This is a genomic window from Oceanobacillus zhaokaii (assembly GCF_003352005.1).
Taxonomy (GTDB): Bacteria; Bacillota; Bacilli; order Bacillales; family Amphibacillaceae; genus Oceanobacillus; species Oceanobacillus zhaokaii.
In genome coordinates this window covers 744555-763170 of record NZ_CP024848.1, presented here as the reverse complement: position 1 = coordinate 763170, position 18616 = coordinate 744555, and the positions used below count along the sequence as shown (strand labels likewise).

Genomic DNA, 18616 nt, shown 5'->3' with positions numbered 1-18616 from the left:
ATTATGGCACGGAATAAAAATAAACTTAAAAAGCGAAAGAAACGCTATCTTAAAAAGCAATTTAAACAATCTGTTAAACGCATTGGCTTGAACGTCACTAATAAACTTTTACTAAATCCTGATGACCTTGAACGTGTGATACCAGTCACACCACCTAGAACTGATCTATTTTTAGGTAAGTATGAGGCGGAAAACCAGGCTTACCAGCAGGAATTAGATCAAGTTTATAATGGCACTGTTGCACCTAAAGAACGTTTTATCAATCAGAACGCTAGTTTGCTTCACGTTTGTAGCGAATGTAAAAGCGAGTTTTTCTCTAAACCACTGTATTTATTGACTAAAGAGAATCAAAAGCATGTTTGTGGTCTCGATAATTCAAGAGTTAGCCCTGAGAAGATTAAGAGAAGGATAACTGAGAAAGATAAAAAAGAAATGGTGGAACTATTTAAACAAGGGCTGACTAAATCAAAAATAGCTACTCATTTAGGCGTTAGCAGACCCACAGTGATTAAGTATTTGAGGCAAGTAGGGCTGTAAGTCATAGCCCTCTTATTTTTTTACCCTGAAGCAGCGACCCCAAAAAGTTGTAGAAAAACGGGCAAAAAAATTTAAATCCAATTTAGAATTTCTCCTAAAATTAACTCACCCCTTGCTGTAGAAGGCTGTACAGCGAAGTTACTTGAATAACTTACCCAATAAAACAAAAGTAATTGCGTTAGAATCGCCTCTAGCGACACACTAACACAATTATTTATTTATCAATTTAACCAGCCCAGTATTAAGATTATCCAATCGTGTATTCAAATCATTAAATTGCGATTTTGTCTCACTTCTAAACTCTTTCAATTCAACAGTCATTTCTTTTAATTCTTGTTCTATACGATCAATGGTAATAATTATTTCTTCTGTGACTTCCTTTTCTTTTTCATTCACTATGTATCACCTCATACAAGATTATATCAATACAGCGATTGTTCAACGAAAAGGTTTTAAAAATGGTGTGTATATTTTGCAAGTACCAGACGACCCCCAGACCATCCCCCGCCCCCTATATATACCCTTCACACCCCTTTTATAATAGAGTGATCTTAACCTACTGTGACTGGTGCTGTAACTGTTGTTATTGTTTTATTTTCATTTCTTTTCTTTGTTTCTTTTCCTTTGTCCTGAGGCTGTCATATTGCCTATTGTGGCGTGTTTAGTGTCTTATCCTTTCTTACTATTACTATTACTCTTTCTTTTATCGTGTCTGTATGGCTTACAGTGGATCTGTAGGCTTGTATAGCATGGCTTTATATTGCATATTACATAAAAAGAAATATAGGAGATCAATCTGTTTTACTCATTTCCTCTTCTATATCTTTTATTTCATAGCTTATAATATCAATATAATCAGATTTAGGTGTTATGTATTTTTTTATGTAATCTTTTGCTTGCTTTAAGCCTTTTTGTTTAGGGCTTTCCTGTGGATCTTGATCTTGTAAAAAATCCAATGCCACTTGCTTAACATCAATATTAAAACTTTCAGAACTTCTTATAGAAAGCAATTCTTCTTGTTTTATTTCCAAATAGGTTATATCGAGATAATAATTTCTATAAGATTTAATCAACTCACTCTCCAATTCTTCATTTTCGGATTCAAGTAATGATTTTTCTGATTTTATTTGCCCAATTTGTATCTCATAATCTTCAATTTCCTTTAATTTAGTATTAACATAACCATCTACTTCTTTCTTCTGTTCTTTTAATTCTTCAATTTGCTGATATAACTCACTATTTTCTATAACCGGTCTTACATCTTTATTATATACGTGGACTGCTAAAAAAAACCCAATCATTGTTAAAATCAGGGAAAATATTGATATTAAGTCTCTCCAATATTTATTAAGAAATCTCTTTTTATCACGTAATAATTTCTTCATATTTTCTCTTCCCCTAACCCAATGCATATAATACAATTTAAATTTTTATACATATTATAACACAATCAAAATACTCATAACTTAAAAGTATTGACACCGTTTTTAAAGTGCTGTACTATCAAGGTATCAAACAGTGTCATTACATAGTGTCATAAATAAAGTGGAAATAAGGGGTAAAATATTATGAAGTATGGCTATGCAAGGGTATCAACAGTTCATCAAGATTTAGAAACACAATTACAAGCATTAGAAAATGAAGGCTGTGAGAAAATCTTTTCTGAGAAGTTCACAGGAACAAAAGCAGACCGCCCACAATTTAAAGAATTGCTTTCTATATTAGAAAAAGGTGATACGCTGGTAGTAACTAAACTAGATCGCTTTGCACGTTCAATGGCACAGGGTAGTCAATTAGTAAGTGATTTGATTGAAAGAGGTATAAGAGTTCACATTCTTAATATTGGTATGATGGATAATACACCTTCAAGTAAACTCATTAGAAACCTTTTCTTTTCATTCGCTGAATTTGAAAGGGATATGATTGTAGAACGTACACAGGAAGGTAAGGCAATAGCTAAACAAAAGCCTGACTTTAAAGAAGGACGTCCTAACATTTACAGTAAAAAGCAGATAGAACACGCTTTAGGGCTATTAGAAACTAATTCATATAAACAAGTGGAATCGATGACAGGAATCTCTAAGAGTACCCTTATTAGGGCTAAAAAGAAATCGGTCAAATAGAGTCACTAATATAAGAGGCTGGGTTATCCAGTTTCTTTTTTTGTTATTGTGCAGTGCCATAATTCGAATGCCTCTTTGCACCTTGTCCACCTAGCATTGTGCATATTTTATATTTACAGTATGCCCTTGTATGCACAGCGTACAAGTGTAATTTTGTCATCAAAAAAGCACCCCTAAAGGTGCTAAATGTACTTACTTCACCATGTTCTTAATCCAATTACTTAAAAACTCATCTACAGATTTCTTTGTATCTGTAAATTTATTAAAAGCTGAATACACATAAGAAGTATTAGTATCTTTATCTGTAATTACTTCTTTAAGTTGAAGTTTATAATGTTCATAATCCTCAATGAGTGGGTCTATTTCATAATGTTCTAATCCATATTGATGATACACCCTTTTAAATTCTAAAAAACTTTGATGTGACATAGCTAAATAATTCAGGGATAGACTATAACTAAGATCACCGTCGTGTTTAGTTATTACCTCATAGGAATCATGTAAATCAGAATAAATACTATGCAATAATTCTTGTAAGTAAGATACATTTGTAAACCTTTCTTGAAGTTCATCTTTATTTATTGTCATAAATCCCCCTCCCTTCATACTACTTAATTCGACAAAAGGGAACTATTTTCCTTTTATGATGTTCATTCTTTTAACAAGCGTTATTTTTGCAATAAAAAAGCACCCACATGGATGCTTAGTTTAATCAATAATGGAATCTTTAACTACTTCAAGGGCATATTTATACATCTCATTTATGGGTTCAAAATGTTTCTCGTACCTTTCATAAGTTTTTTCCTCGTCATCTATTATCTCTTTATGTTTCGTTACAATTTCTTCCTGTTTTTTTATTTCATCAGTATTTGGATTCTCAAATTCCTTTAAGGTTTCTAATGATTCAGTCATGCTTGCAAGAAGAACATAATACTCATCCAAATAGGAACTATACTTTTCTAAATACTCCTGATTTAATTGAATTATTTTAGTAATTGTCATATCAGCTGTATAAATAATATCATACTCAGTTCTTTTATCTAAGGTTTTCACAATTCTATGTCCAAAATTAAAATATAAATAATAAAAAGTATACATAAATCGATCTTTTGCAGAAGTATCCTTTTTTATTGGATTCAAATTAACAGTTGGTAATTCTCCTGTTTGTTTATCTGGGAGAGGAATATTTAATGGTACATAACCATTTTTGGGTATTTTAAAATTTCTACATATATTGGCTATATCGTTACTCTCAAATGAAATGTTAATAATTTGATGTGCAAACCTGTTCCTTACCCGTTGAAGATAAGTTAAGTTGTCAACCTCATTATTTGAAATTAACCCTAAATAATATGCCATCTTAATTTTTGAATCAAAATTTCCTAAAGTTCCATTTACACTAAATAAATCTTTATCTATTTGATCGGATTGCACCAAAAATGATTTTAAAATTTCAACTAATAATGCGTCCATTATTGAACCACAAGTTAAAACAATACCCCTATCACTACTTGTTTTAAGTTCCTTTTCTAATTCATTTAAGTAACCTAGATATTGATTTCTTTTAGTTATGTTTTCGAAAAACTCGTCTTCCATATTCTAGCAACTCCTTTCATATACTCAATTCGACAAAAGGGGCTATTCTCCTGCTAATATGAAAATCACTTATTCTGCAATACCCACTTATGCTTTCCAGCATGCAATGCCTGTTTATGTTCTTCACTTATTGTTCTCCTTTTCCTGAGGAAACTCTTTGTAACAATAGAATCTTCAACAGTAAATCTAATACTGGTCGGTTTACCTTCATGTTCCGTTAATACCTCTATATTCTCTTTATTTAGAAGAGGATTCTTCATATAATATCGAATATGTGAAGGCACGGAAGTAAAAATATTCCATTTACCTGTCACAACTTCATAAGTTTGCACCGTTTCCTGTTCTTCTTTATTTATTTTCATTATAAGCACCTCGGATCATTATAAGCACCTCGGATGGTTGTAATAACAAAGTCAAATTCCTCAGGGCTATGATTTAAAATCTGTTGTAAAGTAACCACATTTGTTGGAGAATTCTCGTTACTTATAACTATCTCCAGGTTCTTATTTAATTTATTACTTTTATCAAAAGCTATCAAATGCCAGCCATTATCATCCACAATTTCAATTTGGAAACCCAAAAAAGCACGGACGTTTCCTCTAGCTGATACTGGGTTAGAGTTAAACCTCTTAATCTCTCCTACTGGGATAGAGTTAATCCTCTTAATCTCTCCTGAAAAAATAGTGCCATTCTTAATAAACGTTTTTGTTTTCATTTTCCTTACCTCCAAGTGTGTTTTTAAAGACTAATCAAGTCTTACATTTTGGTACTTGCAGTTAGATTACATTTTAGGACATACAAAAGTACAAAAGAAAAAAATAAAAAAGCCAGGTTTCAATTAACCTGACTTTAAAGCTTTACTTTACTTTGAAATTCTATGAATGATTTTTTGAATAACTCATTTTCCCTCTTAGATTCTTCTAATTCCGTTTCTACTTCTTGTAATCTCATCTTGAGATCTTCAACCATTTTTGGCATGTCAATGTTATCCTTCGTAAATCTAATAGCGTGTCTTATAGACTCTGCTTGATTAGGCGGTTTGATTGAACGCAATGATTGTCTATCTAGTTCCTCTATGAGTTCAAGTAAGCTTTTATATTCATCTTCATTCATTGCTACTGACACATTCCGATCTCTTCTCAAATTACATTCCTCCAGTAAAGTCATTTTAAAAGCTGTTTTAAAACGTTAGACCAATACTTCTGCATAGACCAAATCATAACTCAGCTAAAGCTTCGTGTTCGGGCTTACACCCTCACCAATATATATTAAATTCTTTTCTATTATAACTGAATCTATTATAGTTACAAATTAACATGGAGAGGGATAGCCGCTTTTTGGCTGTCCCTTGGAATGTTATTTGGTATGGATATTACTATAATTTTAGTATCTTTCTTATAAGGAAATACTCAATAAACACTGTCATACCAACGGTTACAGCGTTTGTTTACTAACCTAAAAGAGTAAAGAGAAAGTTAGATTTCATTATTAAGATACTGTTCCAGCAAAGTTCTCATTCGTTTAGATGGAATGTACACATTTATTGGCTGTCCCTTTCTAACACGACTACGAAAAAGCCACTGCAGAAGTTCTGATAACGCATATAAGTCAATATTAACCTCTACACCCTGCTTTTTAAAGAAATGAGTTGTTAATGGGTTCATATAAATGTTAGCTAAATAAATACAAGTGCTTTTATGCTGATATTCATTAGTCGCACGGGCATTTACAATAACAAATTTGTCTTTTAAACCTATAGGAGTTAGGTTAGCCTCAAACTCTTTAAATGTTGTCCACATTACTTCGGCTGAAGGTACTTTACATTTGTTGTAATAGTAATTGTACGCATTATCTTTAATAACTTTTTTTGTCTGTGTACTTTTAGTTTTCTTCTTTAAATCACTCACACTAAAGTAACCAGCCTTATTTCCCATCTTATTCATATCTTTTTTATCTCTAGCTGATAGATAATAAATGTTAATCAGTTCCTTTAGGTGTGAACGATCTTCATCCTTATAAGATACATATGGTGCTAGTTTATATTCAGATCCTACTTTTAAAACTGACCTATATTCATACTTTTGACCAAATAAATCAAAATAAGCACGTTGAATTTGTCCATCAAACATATAAGTCAGAATATAGACATTTTCAAAACATTTAAAGGTATCTACTGGAAATGTCCAATATACCGCAATAGGCTGGTTGTTTTTATCCTCGTACATCATTAGATTCCCTGAATTAGATAAGTTCCTTAACTTTTCAAAATAACCTTTTTTATAATCGGGTTGTTTCCAGTTTACAACCCCTTTTTTATTAACTTCTATCACTTCATTCTTAGTTAACATTTTTAAATCATCTTGGGATATGTTGACTTGTTCAATTACATCCATAACCTCATCTAGTATTAACGTGTAATTCTCCATATCTAACAGATCAATGACCTCACTATTAATACTTCTAAACAGAGAATGGGTAGAAACAATATTTTCACCGTTAGCAATAAGACTCTTTAAATCATCTAACTTTGTATTGTTTCTATCATCTATTTCTGGTTGCCTAAAATTACTTGCAACTGAATTGATCACCCTCTCAACTTCTCCTTTAAAGGGGGTAATATACATAAACTTTTGATAGGATGGTGCATTTTTCATGAACTGTATAGCCCAGCTAGTCTTTCCACTCCCCATTATTGAATCAATGATGTTGATTTTTGTTTGAGTTGGTTTATTAAATAACATTTGCATTTATCCTCTTTTCCTATTCATATGTTTTGTAAGAAGTAACTTACATTTCATCACTTGCAAACATCACATATTTTAGGACAGCTGGATAATCTTTGTTTTTCTTTGATCTTTATCTCTTGACCTTTTGGTTTTACTTTTACAGACTAAACAAGATTGTCTAGGAAACATTGGACAAAGAGAATGATTACCTATACAGCACTTAGAAGAAACAAAGTGCTATAAAAGTTGGCATTCTTTAGATACTGACTTGAACTGAGTTGCTGAGGTTTCCACCGTATCAACCTTGTTTTAATGCTTGGATTTCTCCAACATTGAACTTTCTACATGCAAAGCTAGTCCTACATGCTTTTGTCTGTTCAATGCTACCTGTACCGTAATACACCTAGCTACCAAACCGAACCGTTAACGGTCGTTCTCACCTAGTAATCACCAGCAAACAAGGAAAGCTGTTAATGTGATTACGGCTGTATTTTCTGCATTGGCTACATCCAGTACCTTTCCAGTTTAATTTTGATTCGAGTTAGTGGGCAACCTCGAAAGAGTTCATCCTAAAAAAGACAATAGGAAAGTAGACCTTTGCAATTTAGCTTTTTTTCAAGTAAAATGAAGGCAAACAAACTCATATTCAGTTATAGATTTCCGTCTATCATTGAATTGTTCCGCACTAACAAGTCGACAAACATTTAGTGCACTTCTTTGAGAGAGTGTATCCAGCACTCTTTTTTTCTTTATATTTTTAGCTTGTTTAGCGGTGACGTAATTCGTCCCATATCAAGAATTGTTTCTTGATCAAGTCCTCTTAAATAGTTTGATGTAATCTGTGTATCAAAATGCCCTAACAGCCGGCTAAGGCTATATACATCAATTCCGTTCTTTAATTGTTTCTGTGCAAAATAATGCCTACAATCATGCGGTGAACAGCGTACTTCCTTTCTTACACCAGCATTTTTACAGTGTCGTTTTAATATCTTGTTGATACGAGAACGTGATAACCGTTCTGCACTTTGATCTAAAAAGTAATAATCCTCTATCTCATCAGGATGTTTACGTTTAAAACGTTCTTTCTTTAATGTTTCATACTTCCTCATATATCTACGCATTACCTTACTGATATACACTAATCGTTGCTTAGAACCTTTACCATGAATTAAAATATGTTTAGCCGAAATGTCAGTGACCTTAATATTACAAAGTTCACTCACACGAATGCCAGTATCAAATAACACGATTAGCATTAGCTTATCTCGTACATTGCTATATGTTTCTTCTGCTACATCGCTAATAATTCTCTGTACTTCATCATCATTGAATGTTAAAATTACTCGTTTTTCCTCTTTCAAATTTTTAATTTTACGAATAGGATTATCAAACTCACCCATAAATTCCTCATCAACAAGATAATTAAAAAAGACACGTAATGTTGATAAGCTACCGTTAATCGTAATTTGTTTCTCTTTACCCAGCTGTTGACAATATTGAATATACTTTTTTATATGAATTGGCTTTACATCCTCGACTTCGACTATTTTAAATTCATCCGCCATAAACTTTCGCCACCGTTTCAAACGATACATACAAAGATCAATGTACTCTGATTTCCTATCTTCAATCTGCTGATTCAAACGAAAATCATCTATGAGTTCAATGATTTTTGCCACAAAAAAACCCCCTTTCATTCGCTCGCAAAACACGAATAAAAGAGAGTTTAATTTCACAATAAATAGTTGTACGTTAAAAATGACATTTCAACTTTGATTAGGATACAAATATTGATATATCAACATCTGTTACGCTTCATCAATAGTTAAAATTCCTAGTCTATTCCCACTCAATCGTAGCAGGCGGCTTACTTGTCACATCATACACAACTCGGTTAATATGATCTACCTCATTAACGAGTCTTGTTGATACTTTTTCTAAAACATCCCATGGAATACGTGCCCAATCTGAGGTCATTCCATCGATTGACGTTACTGCACGGATACCGATTGTATAGTCATAAGTTCTTGTATCTCCCATTACACCAACACTGCGAATGTTAGGAAGAACAGTGAAGTACTGCCAAATATCACGGTCAAGTCCTGCTAGTGCTATTTCCTCACGTAAAATTGCATCTGATTCACGGACAATTTCTAATTTGTCATCCGTAACTTCTCCTAGAACACGAATTGCAAGACCTGGTCCTGGAAAAGGCTGACGCCAAACAATATGATCTGGAATTCCAAGCTGGCTGCCTAGCTCACGAACTTCATCTTTGAATAATGTATTCAGTGGCTCAATCAGCTCAAACTGCATATCCTCTGGTAATCCACCAACATTGTGATGGGATTTGATTGTTTGTGCTGTTTCCGTACCACTTTCAATCACGTCGGTATACAATGTACCTTGTGCTAGGAAATCAATTCCCTTTAACTTCGCTGCTTCATCATCAAACACATAAATGAATTCATTTCCAATAATTTTCCGTTTCTTCTCTGGATCATCTACACCTTTAAGCTTCGATAAAAAGCGATCCTTTGCGTCCACTTTGATAATATTCATATGGAAATCATCGGCGAATACCTTCATCACATCATCAGCTTCATTTTTGCGAAGCAGACCATGGTCGACGAAAATACATGTAAGCTGGTCACCAATTGCTTTATGGATTAATGCTGCAACAACAGATGAATCAACACCACCACTTAACGCACATAATACATTACGGTCGCCAACTTTATCTTGAATTGCTGCAATTTCTGTTTCAATAAAGCTTTGGATTGTCCAATCACCCGCAGCACGACACACATCGAACACAAAATGATTCAATACGTCATTCCCATATTCTGAATGACGAACCTCTGGGTGGAATTGTACCGCATAGAGATTTTTTTCTGGATTGCTCATTGCAGCAATTGGTGTTGAATTACTTGTCGCATCGATTTGGAATTCAGGAGGAGCTGCTGTAACTTTATCGCCATGGCTCATCCATACCGTTTGCTTTGTTGGTGTATCCTTAAAAAGAATTGGATCATGTGCTAGATCTATTAAGGCTTTTCCATATTCACGATTTTTTGATTTTTCAACAGTGCCGCCGTATTGCAGTGCCATTAATTGCATCCCATAACAAATTCCGAGAACTGGGATACCTAGATCAAAGATGTCTTTATCCGGACGGAAGCTATTTTCATCATAAACACTATGTGGTCCACCAGAAAGAATAATTCCTTTTGGATTGATAGCTTTGATTTCTTCTGCAGTCAGCTTGTGTGAGTGCAATTCACTATAAACGCCAAACTCTCTGATACGACGTGTAATTAGTTGATTGTATTGACTTCCAAAATCCAATACGAGAATCATTTCATTGTTTTCCATGATTATGCTCCTTTATCTGTGCGAAATTTAGTTACTTCGTGAATGTAGCGCCCGAGCCTTGAAAACACGCATCCTAATTTGAAGATTTTATATATTATTATCTGCAAAAAACCTAGACTCCAGCTTTTCACATCTATACAAAATTTTCATATAGCTAGAAAAAGACAGAAATCCAGGTTCCATTAAAATACCAGACCAGATATTCTGCCTTCATAGTCAGAGCATTTACGGTGCTCCGGTAGAAACTTTCGGACCATATTTCCAAGGATATACGAGGGCATATCATTCAGTTTTAACTTTGTTTGTTCAAAAAGGAGTATCAATGACCGCAAATTTTGCTAATGCCATTTTACCAAATAAGAAAGGCTAAATTATTTTCCCCTTCCTAATTTTCTCTCCGGAAAGGCCACATCCAGCTCCAGCGCCCAGCGACTAGCGAGACTTCCTTCACCTCCGTACGATAAAGAAGACTTGCCTTGGTGAAACCAGAGGCTTAGTCGCACTTATACCCTTGTGGTGAAAGTCAACATCGACTCCCTACGGTCGCCGTGTTTCCTTTATCTCCTACGGTTCAGTCCAGTCCGTACGTCGCTAAACGGGCGCTTCCGCTTTTGTTACCAATCATTTTTATAACTTTTTATATGTTCTTATTCTACTAAGCAAGAACTTTCCGGTCAACCCATTATCCGTTTGATTAAATCTTTCCATAATTTCGTTAGCTTCTCAAATTCAGCATTTTCAATTTCATTCTTATACAGCATCCGCTCATAGTTGCTCGTTAATTGTCCCATTTCGTTTGTGTGGTAAAGCGCGTCAACCTTGTTTGCAAATTCACGCAACGTTTGGCCAGGCTCCTTTTCATAGCCGCGACCACTTAAGATTTTAATTAAGAAGTGATATGCCTCCTGGAATGTTTTAGCATCTTGTTTAGTTGTTAAATTTAACGAAATAAAATACATTTGTAGGCGGAATCTCGCTTTGTAAATGATGAATAAAACAGCTGCTAAGACAGCTATGCCAATCGCTGCATACCACCAGTTTATCGTAAATGTCAATGCTTCCGTATTACCGGCAGTATTCTCAGTTTCAGGAATTACTGTTTCCTCCACTTGCTCTTCCGGATTCTGACGTTCCGGTGTTGGAGTAATTGCATCATTTTCTACCGATTCACGATTTCCTTCTGTATCCAAATGGAAGTCAGATGTATTGGCAAACCCTTGCGTCGGCTCAAATGGAACCCAGCCAACCTCTGGAAAATATACTTCAACCCAAGAATGCGCATTTGCATTCGTTACTTCATAAACGTAGTAACCACCTTCTCCACGCTCAACAATTTCTCCGCTTGCAAAGCCCTTCACCCATCTTGCTGGAATATCCAATGTCCTTAGCAAAACAACCATTGACGTTGAATAATTATCACAATATCCGACTTTAGAATCGAATAAAAATTGATCCACATAGTCTTGATTTTGTTCTGGAATCGGAACATCTGTAGTTTGATAGACAAACCCGTTGCTGTTAAAGTAATTTTCAACTGCCTTAACTTTGTCATAACGATTATCTTGATCAGCAGTAATTTCTTCCGCTAACAAAGCAACCCTTTCTGGTAATGCCGGTGGAAGCTGGGTATATTGATTGCTGATTTCTAACGGATACGGTTCACTGCTTTCCCGTAATTCATTAATGGAAAAGGATGGTTGGTCATACTCCATATTATACATAAACGACGTTATATCCTCATTATGAAGGCTTAATTCAATTGCTCCAGATTTCTCGTCTAGTGCATAATCTGCATCACCTTGTACTTGAGACACACCATATGGATAGATAACCTTGCCAATTTCTGTATTTGTTAATTCGATTGACCCTTCCATACTTTCTGTTTCTACAGTACTGTTGAACGTTTCTAACGTAATATTTCCATTCGGCTGCTGCTCATAGCTAGGTTGTGTTGAAAGCTCCCAGCCCTTACCTGTGTAAACATCCTTTGATTCGATTCTCCAATACTGTTCATCTTTCACGGTAGCATAGAATACATGCGTGTGGTCCTGAACGAACGAACCGCCCAGTCTCGAGTCATCCTCACCGTAGCCTACCTTTTGGATTACCGAGCTGCTTCCTCCACCTGCATTCTCCGCTGCACTCTGAATAAATGGAACCGGATCTGGCCATTGTGGTTCTAATTTAGGAGCTGCAACCCCAATAATAGTTGAAAAGAGTGCAATCGCAATGATTGGCAGCAACCAGATTGGGGACCGTTTCAACCACTGAAAACGAATTGTTTCCTTATCAATTTCTTTCATGAAATTGGCGATGCCTAATGCAAGTAAGGAAATGATAAATGTTCTTACAATGGACATTGCCCCATCGTAAACTGTGAACGTATCCAGGACAGCTAAATAAATAAAGGTTAGTAATACGAAGAGGAAAATCCGCTTCATTTGAACAAACCAATAATAAAGTAAATAACTCATCAACCAAATTAGCAATAAAAATAAAAAGCTCCGGAATAATGGCGTTAGTGCGTACCAGGATTGAGAAAAGAGAGCCTCAAAATTAAAGATGAACTCCGTTATCAGTTGTTCATACCAAAGAATGCTCAATATCGAAATTTCGAAATATAAGCCATTTAGTATGAACACCATCGCAAGTCCTTTTAATAAAAACGAAATCCACCATCTAAACTGAAACATCGAGATAAGAAAGCAAAACAAAGAATAAATAATAAACACTGTTAAACTATCAGTATCGGTCACATCCTTAATCGGATACAACCATTCCAAAAATAATAAAAGACCAAAAAAATACAAAATAGAGGCGTAGATCGTTGATGATTGAAAAGGTTTTAATTTACTCATCTTAAGCCCACCTCAATTGGATTCTGCACTAATTGGTGTTCCGTCAAAACTTGAATACCAACATTTGAAAACTCAAACTGCTTGATAATCTGATGTTCTTTTCCCGAAATCAGTGCTGCAGATTGTATAAAGATAACAGCTACTTGATTGATTCGCTGGCCCATTTGCTGCAGCGTTTGTTTGAAGAAGTCATCTAAATGCGTGGTGATTACAATCACAATCTCCCCACTGCTTATCTCTTTTACTTTTTCTTTTAGCATCAACGAAAATGGTCTTTCACCTGTGGGTTCCAGTCTTGTTAAATGCCTTTTTATTACAGTACTTGTCGTTGTATCATAGATTGGAAATCGTTTCATATCTTGACCGATTGATACCAACCCAACTTGTGTCGCCTGTTTGCGAATCGTCTCCATTAAGGAAAGTGTTAATTCAATTGTTGCTTCAAATGCTAAAGAATTTATCCCTTGATAATTGCAATGGTCTAGAATGACAAGCATATTGGTGTTCTTCTCCTGTTCAAATTCCTTTGTCATGACCGCATTTTTCCTGGCAGTCTGTTTCCAATCAATCCAAGAAAACCGATCACCAGGCGCATATTCACGAACTCCTGTTACAACATTCGTGTTCTTTAAATTTTGAACAGAAGAAGCGATGGAACCATGCTCAAAGCTGCTTACCCTCTCAATAATTCGAAGTGGTCGTTCATTCGGATATGCAGTAAACTCGTCAACAATAGGAAAAACACTTTCCTTTTTTACAAAACCGAATATATCACCAGTCTGCACTCCAATACCTGTCAACTGATGCTCTCCACGAGGAACCTCTGAAAGCTTGTAGGAAATCTCCACTTTCCGCTTAAATAATGGAAATATTACTCTTTTCACAATCCGATAACTATATAATTGCTTCGGCTTTTCCATGGAATGATATTTTTCACGACGAGTATCCATTCTATTTAAAGTCCTCGGAAGTTTTTCCTCCACAATGCAATAGAATAATGGAAAAGGAATAGACCGCTCTAATTCGATCGTAACCTTCACTCCATCTCCTGCATGGAAAACAGAATGATTTAGTCGTCGTGTTGCCTTCCAATTTTTTATCGGGTAAAGCAATAAACAGAAATGGTAAAAAAGTATTGGAAGGAAGCCATAAAAAAGGAACCAGCTAACAAATCCTCCTTGGAACATTGCATAAGCAAATAAGGCAATGAAAGCAACTATAACAAAAAGAAAATTACTAATGAATTTTAGCAATGCTTTCATTCAAGAAATTCCTTTCGAATCGGAATATGTGTTGTTTTAACAATGGAAGAGATAATTTCTTCGTTCGTCATACCTTCATATTTCGCCTCTGATGTTAAAATAATCCGGTGTGCCATAACATATGGTGCTAGAAATTTCACATCATCTGGTAAAACATAATTTCTATCATGGATATATGCATATGCCTTCGCAGCCTTCATTAATGCCATCGAGCCACGCGGACTGACTCCTAAATAAATGGATGGATTTTCCCTCGTTCTCGTTACAAGATTAATAATATATTGTTGTACATTCCGATCAATATAAACATCCTTAACTTCCTCTTGAATGGATATTAGCTCATCCCTGTTTAAAACAGAATGAATTGCTTCAATTGGGTGATTTCTTGATGTGCGCTCAAGCATTTCCAGCTCATCCTGGTAGGAAGGATAGCCCATTCTTAGTTTTAAAATAAACCGATCTAATTGTGCTTCTGGGAGTGGATATGTTCCTTCGTATTCGATTGGATTCTGGGTTGCCATTACAAAGAAAGGTGTTTTTAAGGGAATCGTTTGGCCATCTACTGTCACACTGTTCTCTTCCATTGCTTCGAGCAGTGAGGATTGTGTCTTCGGCGAGGTTCGATTGATTTCATCTGCAAGTATAATATTCCCTAAGATTGGGCCTGCGCGAAACTCAAACTCCAGTTCTTTAGGGTTATAAATCGAAACACCTGTAATATCGGATGGTAATAAATCTGGGGTGAATTGAATTCTCTTAAAATCACAATCTAATGATTTTGCAATTGTTCGAACGAGCATTGTCTTACCTACTCCCGGAACGTCTTCTAACAATACATGTCCACCGGCGAGCAGCGCGACTAAACTAAGCGTTGCAGCTTCTTCTTTTCCAATAATCACTTTATTTATATTTAATAAAACTCTTTCAATCTTTTCATTATATGTCTGCGTCTTTTGCATTTCTTTATAGCCCCTCTCTCCACCCTTTAAACGGCATCTTCTATCTCTTCTACTACTATAACTATACAAGAAAAGATTGAGAAGTAAAAGCGGAATTATTTGTATTCATAGTATTTACAGATAGATAGCTTAATATACTAGATTTGTTTTTTGGGTTAGGTGGAGCGGCAGAGTCTTAGATAGAGCTTCCAACCACAAAAGAGGAGCACTCTTCTCTGAATGCTCCTCTTCAAACAAACGATCAATCAATAAACACCATTGAAATAGGGATTGCCTTTCATCCCAATCCAAAAATCAGACTGTTCCAATTGTGCAGAGAGCTGTAACAATCGATGCTCTTCCCCTTTTTGTGCCATGACTTGTACACCTAGTGGCAGGCCATTATCCGCTAAATGAACAGGTAACGATATTGCAGGCTGTCCAGTTAAATTGGCAAGCTGGGTAAATGGTGTATACGTCAAGCTTGGCAGGAACATATCATATACCATTTGTTGTTGTTGTTCTTTATTTACTTTACCAATCCGTTCAATCAATTCAGCCTGTTCTTCGGCTGACAAAGGAAGCTCCCCAACCTTTGGCGCTGTTTCAGCCGTTGCAGGCATAATATAAAAATCAAACATTCGGTGGAAATTAGCCATTTGCTCTGCTGCTACATCCCATGATGCAAGACTCTCTGAATACTCTGCCGCACTAACGGTTTTGCCAGCTTCACTTAAGACCCAAGATTCAATTTCCACGTCATTTGCAGTGATATTTTGTCCGATTGCTTTTTCTAAACTGCGGATGGTTGAATGCATTTCGCCGCTATTCATTAAATAATAATCTTTCATCAACTGCAGGCCATCAACTGGATTATCCTTTTCTTCTACATGATGCCCTTGCTGTTCAAGCCATTTTACTGTTTTCATAACTGCTTCCTTGGCATCCTCTGAAACCGGTGTCCCAACTGGTGAATTCGTTGTGAAGGCAATGCGTAATGGTTTATCGAACGCTGCTTTCATTTGCTCCACATAGCTTCCAGGGAAGAGTGGCGTTTGGTATGCAGCTTCAGGTTGTACAACTTGAAGGATATCCAGCATTGCTGCACTATCACGAACACTTCTACTTAAGACAAAATTAATAGAGGCACCTTGCCAAGAACGACCATACCCAGGACCAATCGGCGTCCGTCCTCTTGTTGGTTTTAATCCAAACAATCCTGTAAATGATGCTGGAATTCGAATCGACCCTCCTCCATCACTAGCACCAGCTAGCGGCACAACACCTGCTGCAATTGCAGCTGCTGATCCACCACTGGATCCTCCAGGAGAGTATTCAGGATTCCATGGATTTCTTGTCGGTCCATAAAATTCTGGCTCCGTAATATTTTTCAATCCGAATTCAGGAGTATTCGTGTGCCCTAGAAAGTTGAACCCTGCTTCACGGAACTTTTTAACAAAATATGAATCATGCTTGGAAATAGATGATTGTAAAAGCTTCGACCCAGAAGTGAGTGGTTCACCTTCTAAGCTTTGCGAAATATTTTTTAATAAGATCGGAACACCAGCAAATGGAGCATCCTCATTTACCATACTCTCCGCTTCTTTTAATACTTTTTCCTTTCTTGAGCTCGTCAATATATTCAATGTCGGATTAACTTTATCCAATTGTGCAAAAGCCATTTCTACTAGCTCTTTCGGTGTCACTTGCTTCCCTTTAATCAGTTCCGCCATTTCTGTTGCATCTAAAGTTAAGTATGTATGTTGATTCATTACTACACCCCATTTTTGTAATCTTGCATTAAGTGTAGCATCTTACTCTGTATAAAGTAATTTAATTGCCTTACCGGGCTTAACTGCTTTCCTCTTTAGAACCCTCTTTCTTCCAGGGCGGATCCCCATGTTTATGAAGCATTTGATTGATTTTTAAGACCAAATACGGGATAAGGACGGTTAATATCGTGCAGAAAATCCCCAGCATACTAGGCACTCTTTCGATAATGTTTTGCCACATTATTCATCACGTTTTCCCTTCTGTTTGATCCGATTTGATGCACCCGTGGAAGTAATATTTGCCTCGACTGTAACATCCACTGTACTTTTTGAAAAATAATTTTCCCCACGATCCCAATTATCTACTAAGGTTGTCCATAAATCATAGTGATGCTCCCTAATCACTTCGCCCAGTCCAATCACGTCTACCTCATATTCTGTTTTCGCCTTTTCAATCGTCCGCTCCACCATTTTCTTTATATCCTTCTCTACAGCCGTTTCAATCTCCGCAATCGTTTTCTCTTTCAATACATTCACTTTCCCGAAGTGCTCTTCTATACTGCCTTCAAAATTTACCTTCAAAGAGAATCTAAGGTTTTCCTTATCCTTTTTGGTTAATGTAATCTTCGGTCTTGTACGTGAGGTTTCGACTGCCACTAAATTTCCATTAAATTTTGTTTCAATACTTCCTCCCTTTGTATTATCGATAATATATAATAGTCCTTTCGTCTCCTCCGCATTAAGCATACCCACCATTTGATTATTAGAACCCTGTACCACTACTGCATCCTCATAAACAATTTCATTACTTTCGAGTTTAATACGCGGAATAAAATAGCTCCGCTCGTAAATAAAATTATTTTGTAGTCGATCAACCTTTTTTGGTTCAGGGACCCCGGAATTTTTACTGTTCTCGGTAAGCTTATCTAGGAACATTGCAGGTGTTTTCTCAATTTCTGGAACATATTCTAATACTTTATTTGCCTCTTCTTCTGTAACAAATACCTTTACCCCTCTTCGTAATTCATGATTTCTAACAAATACATCCATCACATCGGAGAATAATCCGGGCTCGCTCAATACTTCTTCAGAAACCAATATTACTTTTAAATGCTGGTAATAAGGAATTAAATTTGTGCTACTTCTCATTTTTCGTGAGGCAGTAAACAGACTCTCACTTTTAGCACTAATATTGATAAATCCCTTTTGTCCGCCTCCTCCTCCATTTGATGGTGTACTTGCAGCAGCAGGATTTATTAGCTGATTGGTCATCAGTAATTCGTATTTCTCATTTCCTTGTTTCCCTTCTAAATCGATCGCAGTACCAATCACAAATCCTCTATTCTCTATTTCAACCCTTCCCCAGCATCCCGTAAGAAAAATAGGGATTATCAAAGAGATGAGAATCAATTTCTTTCTCTTCAACAAT

17 protein-coding genes and 1 riboswitch are annotated in these 18616 nt (G+C 35.8%); of the genes, 2 read left to right on the top strand and 15 right to left on the bottom strand.

The features are described 5' to 3' along the window. Positions 1-3: 3 nt before the first annotated feature. Positions 4-537, top strand: coding sequence for a helix-turn-helix domain-containing protein (locus CUC15_RS03875; RefSeq protein WP_114915449.1), 534 nt, complete (start codon positions 4-6; stop codon positions 535-537). Between the two features lie 210 nt (positions 538-747). Here CUC15_RS03875 and CUC15_RS03870 read toward each other — a convergent pair whose 3' ends face one another. Together CUC15_RS03870 and CUC15_RS03865 are read right to left on the bottom strand one after the other, a co-directional pair. Continuing rightward, the gene (locus CUC15_RS03870) at positions 748-933 is read right to left on the bottom strand and encodes a hypothetical protein (RefSeq protein ID WP_114915448.1); all 186 of its coding nucleotides are present in this window, start codon (positions 931-933) and stop codon (positions 748-750) included. Positions 934-1328: 395 nt separating this feature from the next. Further along, on the bottom strand, positions 1329-1922 hold the full coding sequence (locus CUC15_RS03865) for a hypothetical protein (RefSeq protein WP_114915447.1): 594 nt from the start codon (positions 1920-1922) through the stop codon (positions 1329-1331). A 183-nt stretch (positions 1923-2105) separates the two neighbouring features. On the opposite strand from CUC15_RS03865, the gene CUC15_RS03860 reads away from it, so the two are divergent. After that, the gene (locus tag CUC15_RS03860) at positions 2106-2660 is read left to right on the top strand and encodes a recombinase family protein (RefSeq protein ID WP_114915446.1); all 555 of its coding nucleotides are present in this window, start codon (positions 2106-2108) and stop codon (positions 2658-2660) included. A gap of 192 nt (positions 2661-2852) precedes the next feature. Here CUC15_RS03860 and CUC15_RS03855 read toward each other — a convergent pair whose 3' ends face one another. The 13 genes from CUC15_RS03855 to CUC15_RS03795 all read right to left on the bottom strand — a co-directional run bounded on the left by CUC15_RS03855 (position 2853) and on the right by CUC15_RS03795 (position 18615). Continuing rightward, positions 2853-3248 (bottom strand): hypothetical protein, encoded by a 396-nt coding sequence (locus CUC15_RS03855; RefSeq protein ID WP_114915445.1) that lies wholly within the window; start codon positions 3246-3248, stop codon positions 2853-2855. A 120-nt stretch (positions 3249-3368) separates the two neighbouring features. Further along, a complete protein-coding gene (locus CUC15_RS03850; RefSeq protein ID WP_114915444.1) occupies positions 3369-4256 on the bottom strand; it encodes a transcriptional regulator in 888 nt (295 codons plus the stop codon). A gap of 65 nt (positions 4257-4321) precedes the next feature. Then, entirely contained in the window at positions 4322-4618 is a 297-nt protein-coding gene (locus CUC15_RS03845) for a hypothetical protein (RefSeq protein ID WP_114915443.1), read from the bottom strand. Further along, a complete protein-coding gene (locus tag CUC15_RS03840) occupies positions 4618-4971 on the bottom strand; it encodes a hypothetical protein (protein ID WP_114915442.1) in 354 nt (117 codons plus the stop codon). Before CUC15_RS03840 ends, CUC15_RS03845 begins: the two co-directional genes overlap by 1 nt. A 134-nt stretch (positions 4972-5105) precedes the next feature. Continuing rightward, a complete protein-coding gene (locus CUC15_RS03835) occupies positions 5106-5399 on the bottom strand; it encodes a hypothetical protein (protein WP_114915441.1) in 294 nt (97 codons plus the stop codon). A 332-nt stretch (positions 5400-5731) separates the two neighbouring features. Further along, positions 5732-6997 (bottom strand): hypothetical protein, encoded by a 1266-nt coding sequence (locus tag CUC15_RS03830; protein ID WP_114918369.1) that lies wholly within the window; start codon positions 6995-6997, stop codon positions 5732-5734. Positions 6998-7731: 734 nt separating this feature from the next. Further along, complete coding sequence (locus CUC15_RS03825; protein WP_114915440.1) at positions 7732-8661, bottom strand: tyrosine-type recombinase/integrase; 930 nt, start codon at positions 8659-8661, stop codon at positions 7732-7734. Positions 8662-8821: 160 nt separating this feature from the next. Then, complete coding sequence (gene guaA / locus CUC15_RS03820; protein WP_114915439.1) at positions 8822-10357, bottom strand: glutamine-hydrolyzing GMP synthase; 1536 nt, start codon at positions 10355-10357, stop codon at positions 8822-8824. A gap of 193 nt (positions 10358-10550) precedes the next feature. Beyond that, positions 10551-10652: riboswitch (purine riboswitch) on the bottom strand. A 379-nt stretch (positions 10653-11031) separates the two neighbouring features. Continuing rightward, positions 11032-13215 (bottom strand): transglutaminase TgpA family protein, encoded by a 2184-nt coding sequence (locus CUC15_RS03815; RefSeq protein WP_114915438.1) that lies wholly within the window; start codon positions 13213-13215, stop codon positions 11032-11034. Further along, complete coding sequence (locus CUC15_RS03810; RefSeq protein WP_114915437.1) at positions 13212-14477, bottom strand: DUF58 domain-containing protein; 1266 nt, start codon at positions 14475-14477, stop codon at positions 13212-13214. Before CUC15_RS03810 ends, CUC15_RS03815 begins: the two co-directional genes overlap by 4 nt. After that, the gene (locus tag CUC15_RS03805; RefSeq protein WP_114915436.1) at positions 14474-15436 is read right to left on the bottom strand and encodes an AAA family ATPase; all 963 of its coding nucleotides are present in this window, start codon (positions 15434-15436) and stop codon (positions 14474-14476) included. The genes CUC15_RS03810 and CUC15_RS03805 overlap by 4 nt, the downstream gene beginning before the upstream one ends. Before the next feature lie 245 nt (positions 15437-15681). Continuing rightward, positions 15682-17187, bottom strand: a complete 1506-nt coding sequence (locus tag CUC15_RS03800) for an amidase (RefSeq protein WP_114915435.1) — start codon at positions 17185-17187, stop codon at positions 15682-15684. A gap of 240 nt (positions 17188-17427) precedes the next feature. Continuing rightward, positions 17428-18615, bottom strand: coding sequence for a Ger(x)C family spore germination protein (locus CUC15_RS03795; RefSeq protein ID WP_114915434.1), 1188 nt, complete (start codon positions 18613-18615; stop codon positions 17428-17430). Position 18616 lies beyond the last annotated feature (1 nt).

Coding starts and splice junctions, on each gene's coding strand:
- CUC15_RS03875 (WP_114915449.1), top strand. CDS start 4: ATGGCACGGAATAAAAATAAACTTAAAAAGCGAAAGAAACGCTATCTT.
- CUC15_RS03850 (WP_114915444.1), bottom strand. CDS start 4,256: ATGGAAGACGAGTTTTTCGAAAACATAACTAAAAGAAATCAATATCTA.
- CUC15_RS03840 (WP_114915442.1), bottom strand. CDS start 4,971: ATGAAAACAAAAACGTTTATTAAGAATGGCACTATTTTTTCAGGAGAG.
- CUC15_RS03810 (WP_114915437.1), bottom strand. CDS start 14,477: ATGAAAGCATTGCTAAAATTCATTAGTAATTTTCTTTTTGTTATAGTT.
- CUC15_RS03805 (WP_114915436.1), bottom strand. CDS start 15,436: ATGCAAAAGACGCAGACATATAATGAAAAGATTGAAAGAGTTTTATTA.
- CUC15_RS03830 (WP_114918369.1), bottom strand. CDS start 6,997: ATGTTATTTAATAAACCAACTCAAACAAAAATCAACATCATTGATTCA.
- guaA (WP_114915439.1), bottom strand. CDS start 10,357: ATGGAAAACAATGAAATGATTCTCGTATTGGATTTTGGAAGTCAATAC.
- CUC15_RS03865 (WP_114915447.1), bottom strand. CDS start 1,922: ATGAAGAAATTATTACGTGATAAAAAGAGATTTCTTAATAAATATTGG.
- CUC15_RS03860 (WP_114915446.1), top strand. CDS start 2,106: ATGAAGTATGGCTATGCAAGGGTATCAACAGTTCATCAAGATTTAGAA.
- CUC15_RS03855 (WP_114915445.1), bottom strand. CDS start 3,248: ATGACAATAAATAAAGATGAACTTCAAGAAAGGTTTACAAATGTATCT.
- CUC15_RS03800 (WP_114915435.1), bottom strand. CDS start 17,187: ATGAATCAACATACATACTTAACTTTAGATGCAACAGAAATGGCGGAA.
- CUC15_RS03815 (WP_114915438.1), bottom strand. CDS start 13,215: ATGAGTAAATTAAAACCTTTTCAATCATCAACGATCTACGCCTCTATT.
- CUC15_RS03845 (WP_114915443.1), bottom strand. CDS start 4,618: ATGAAAATAAATAAAGAAGAACAGGAAACGGTGCAAACTTATGAAGTT.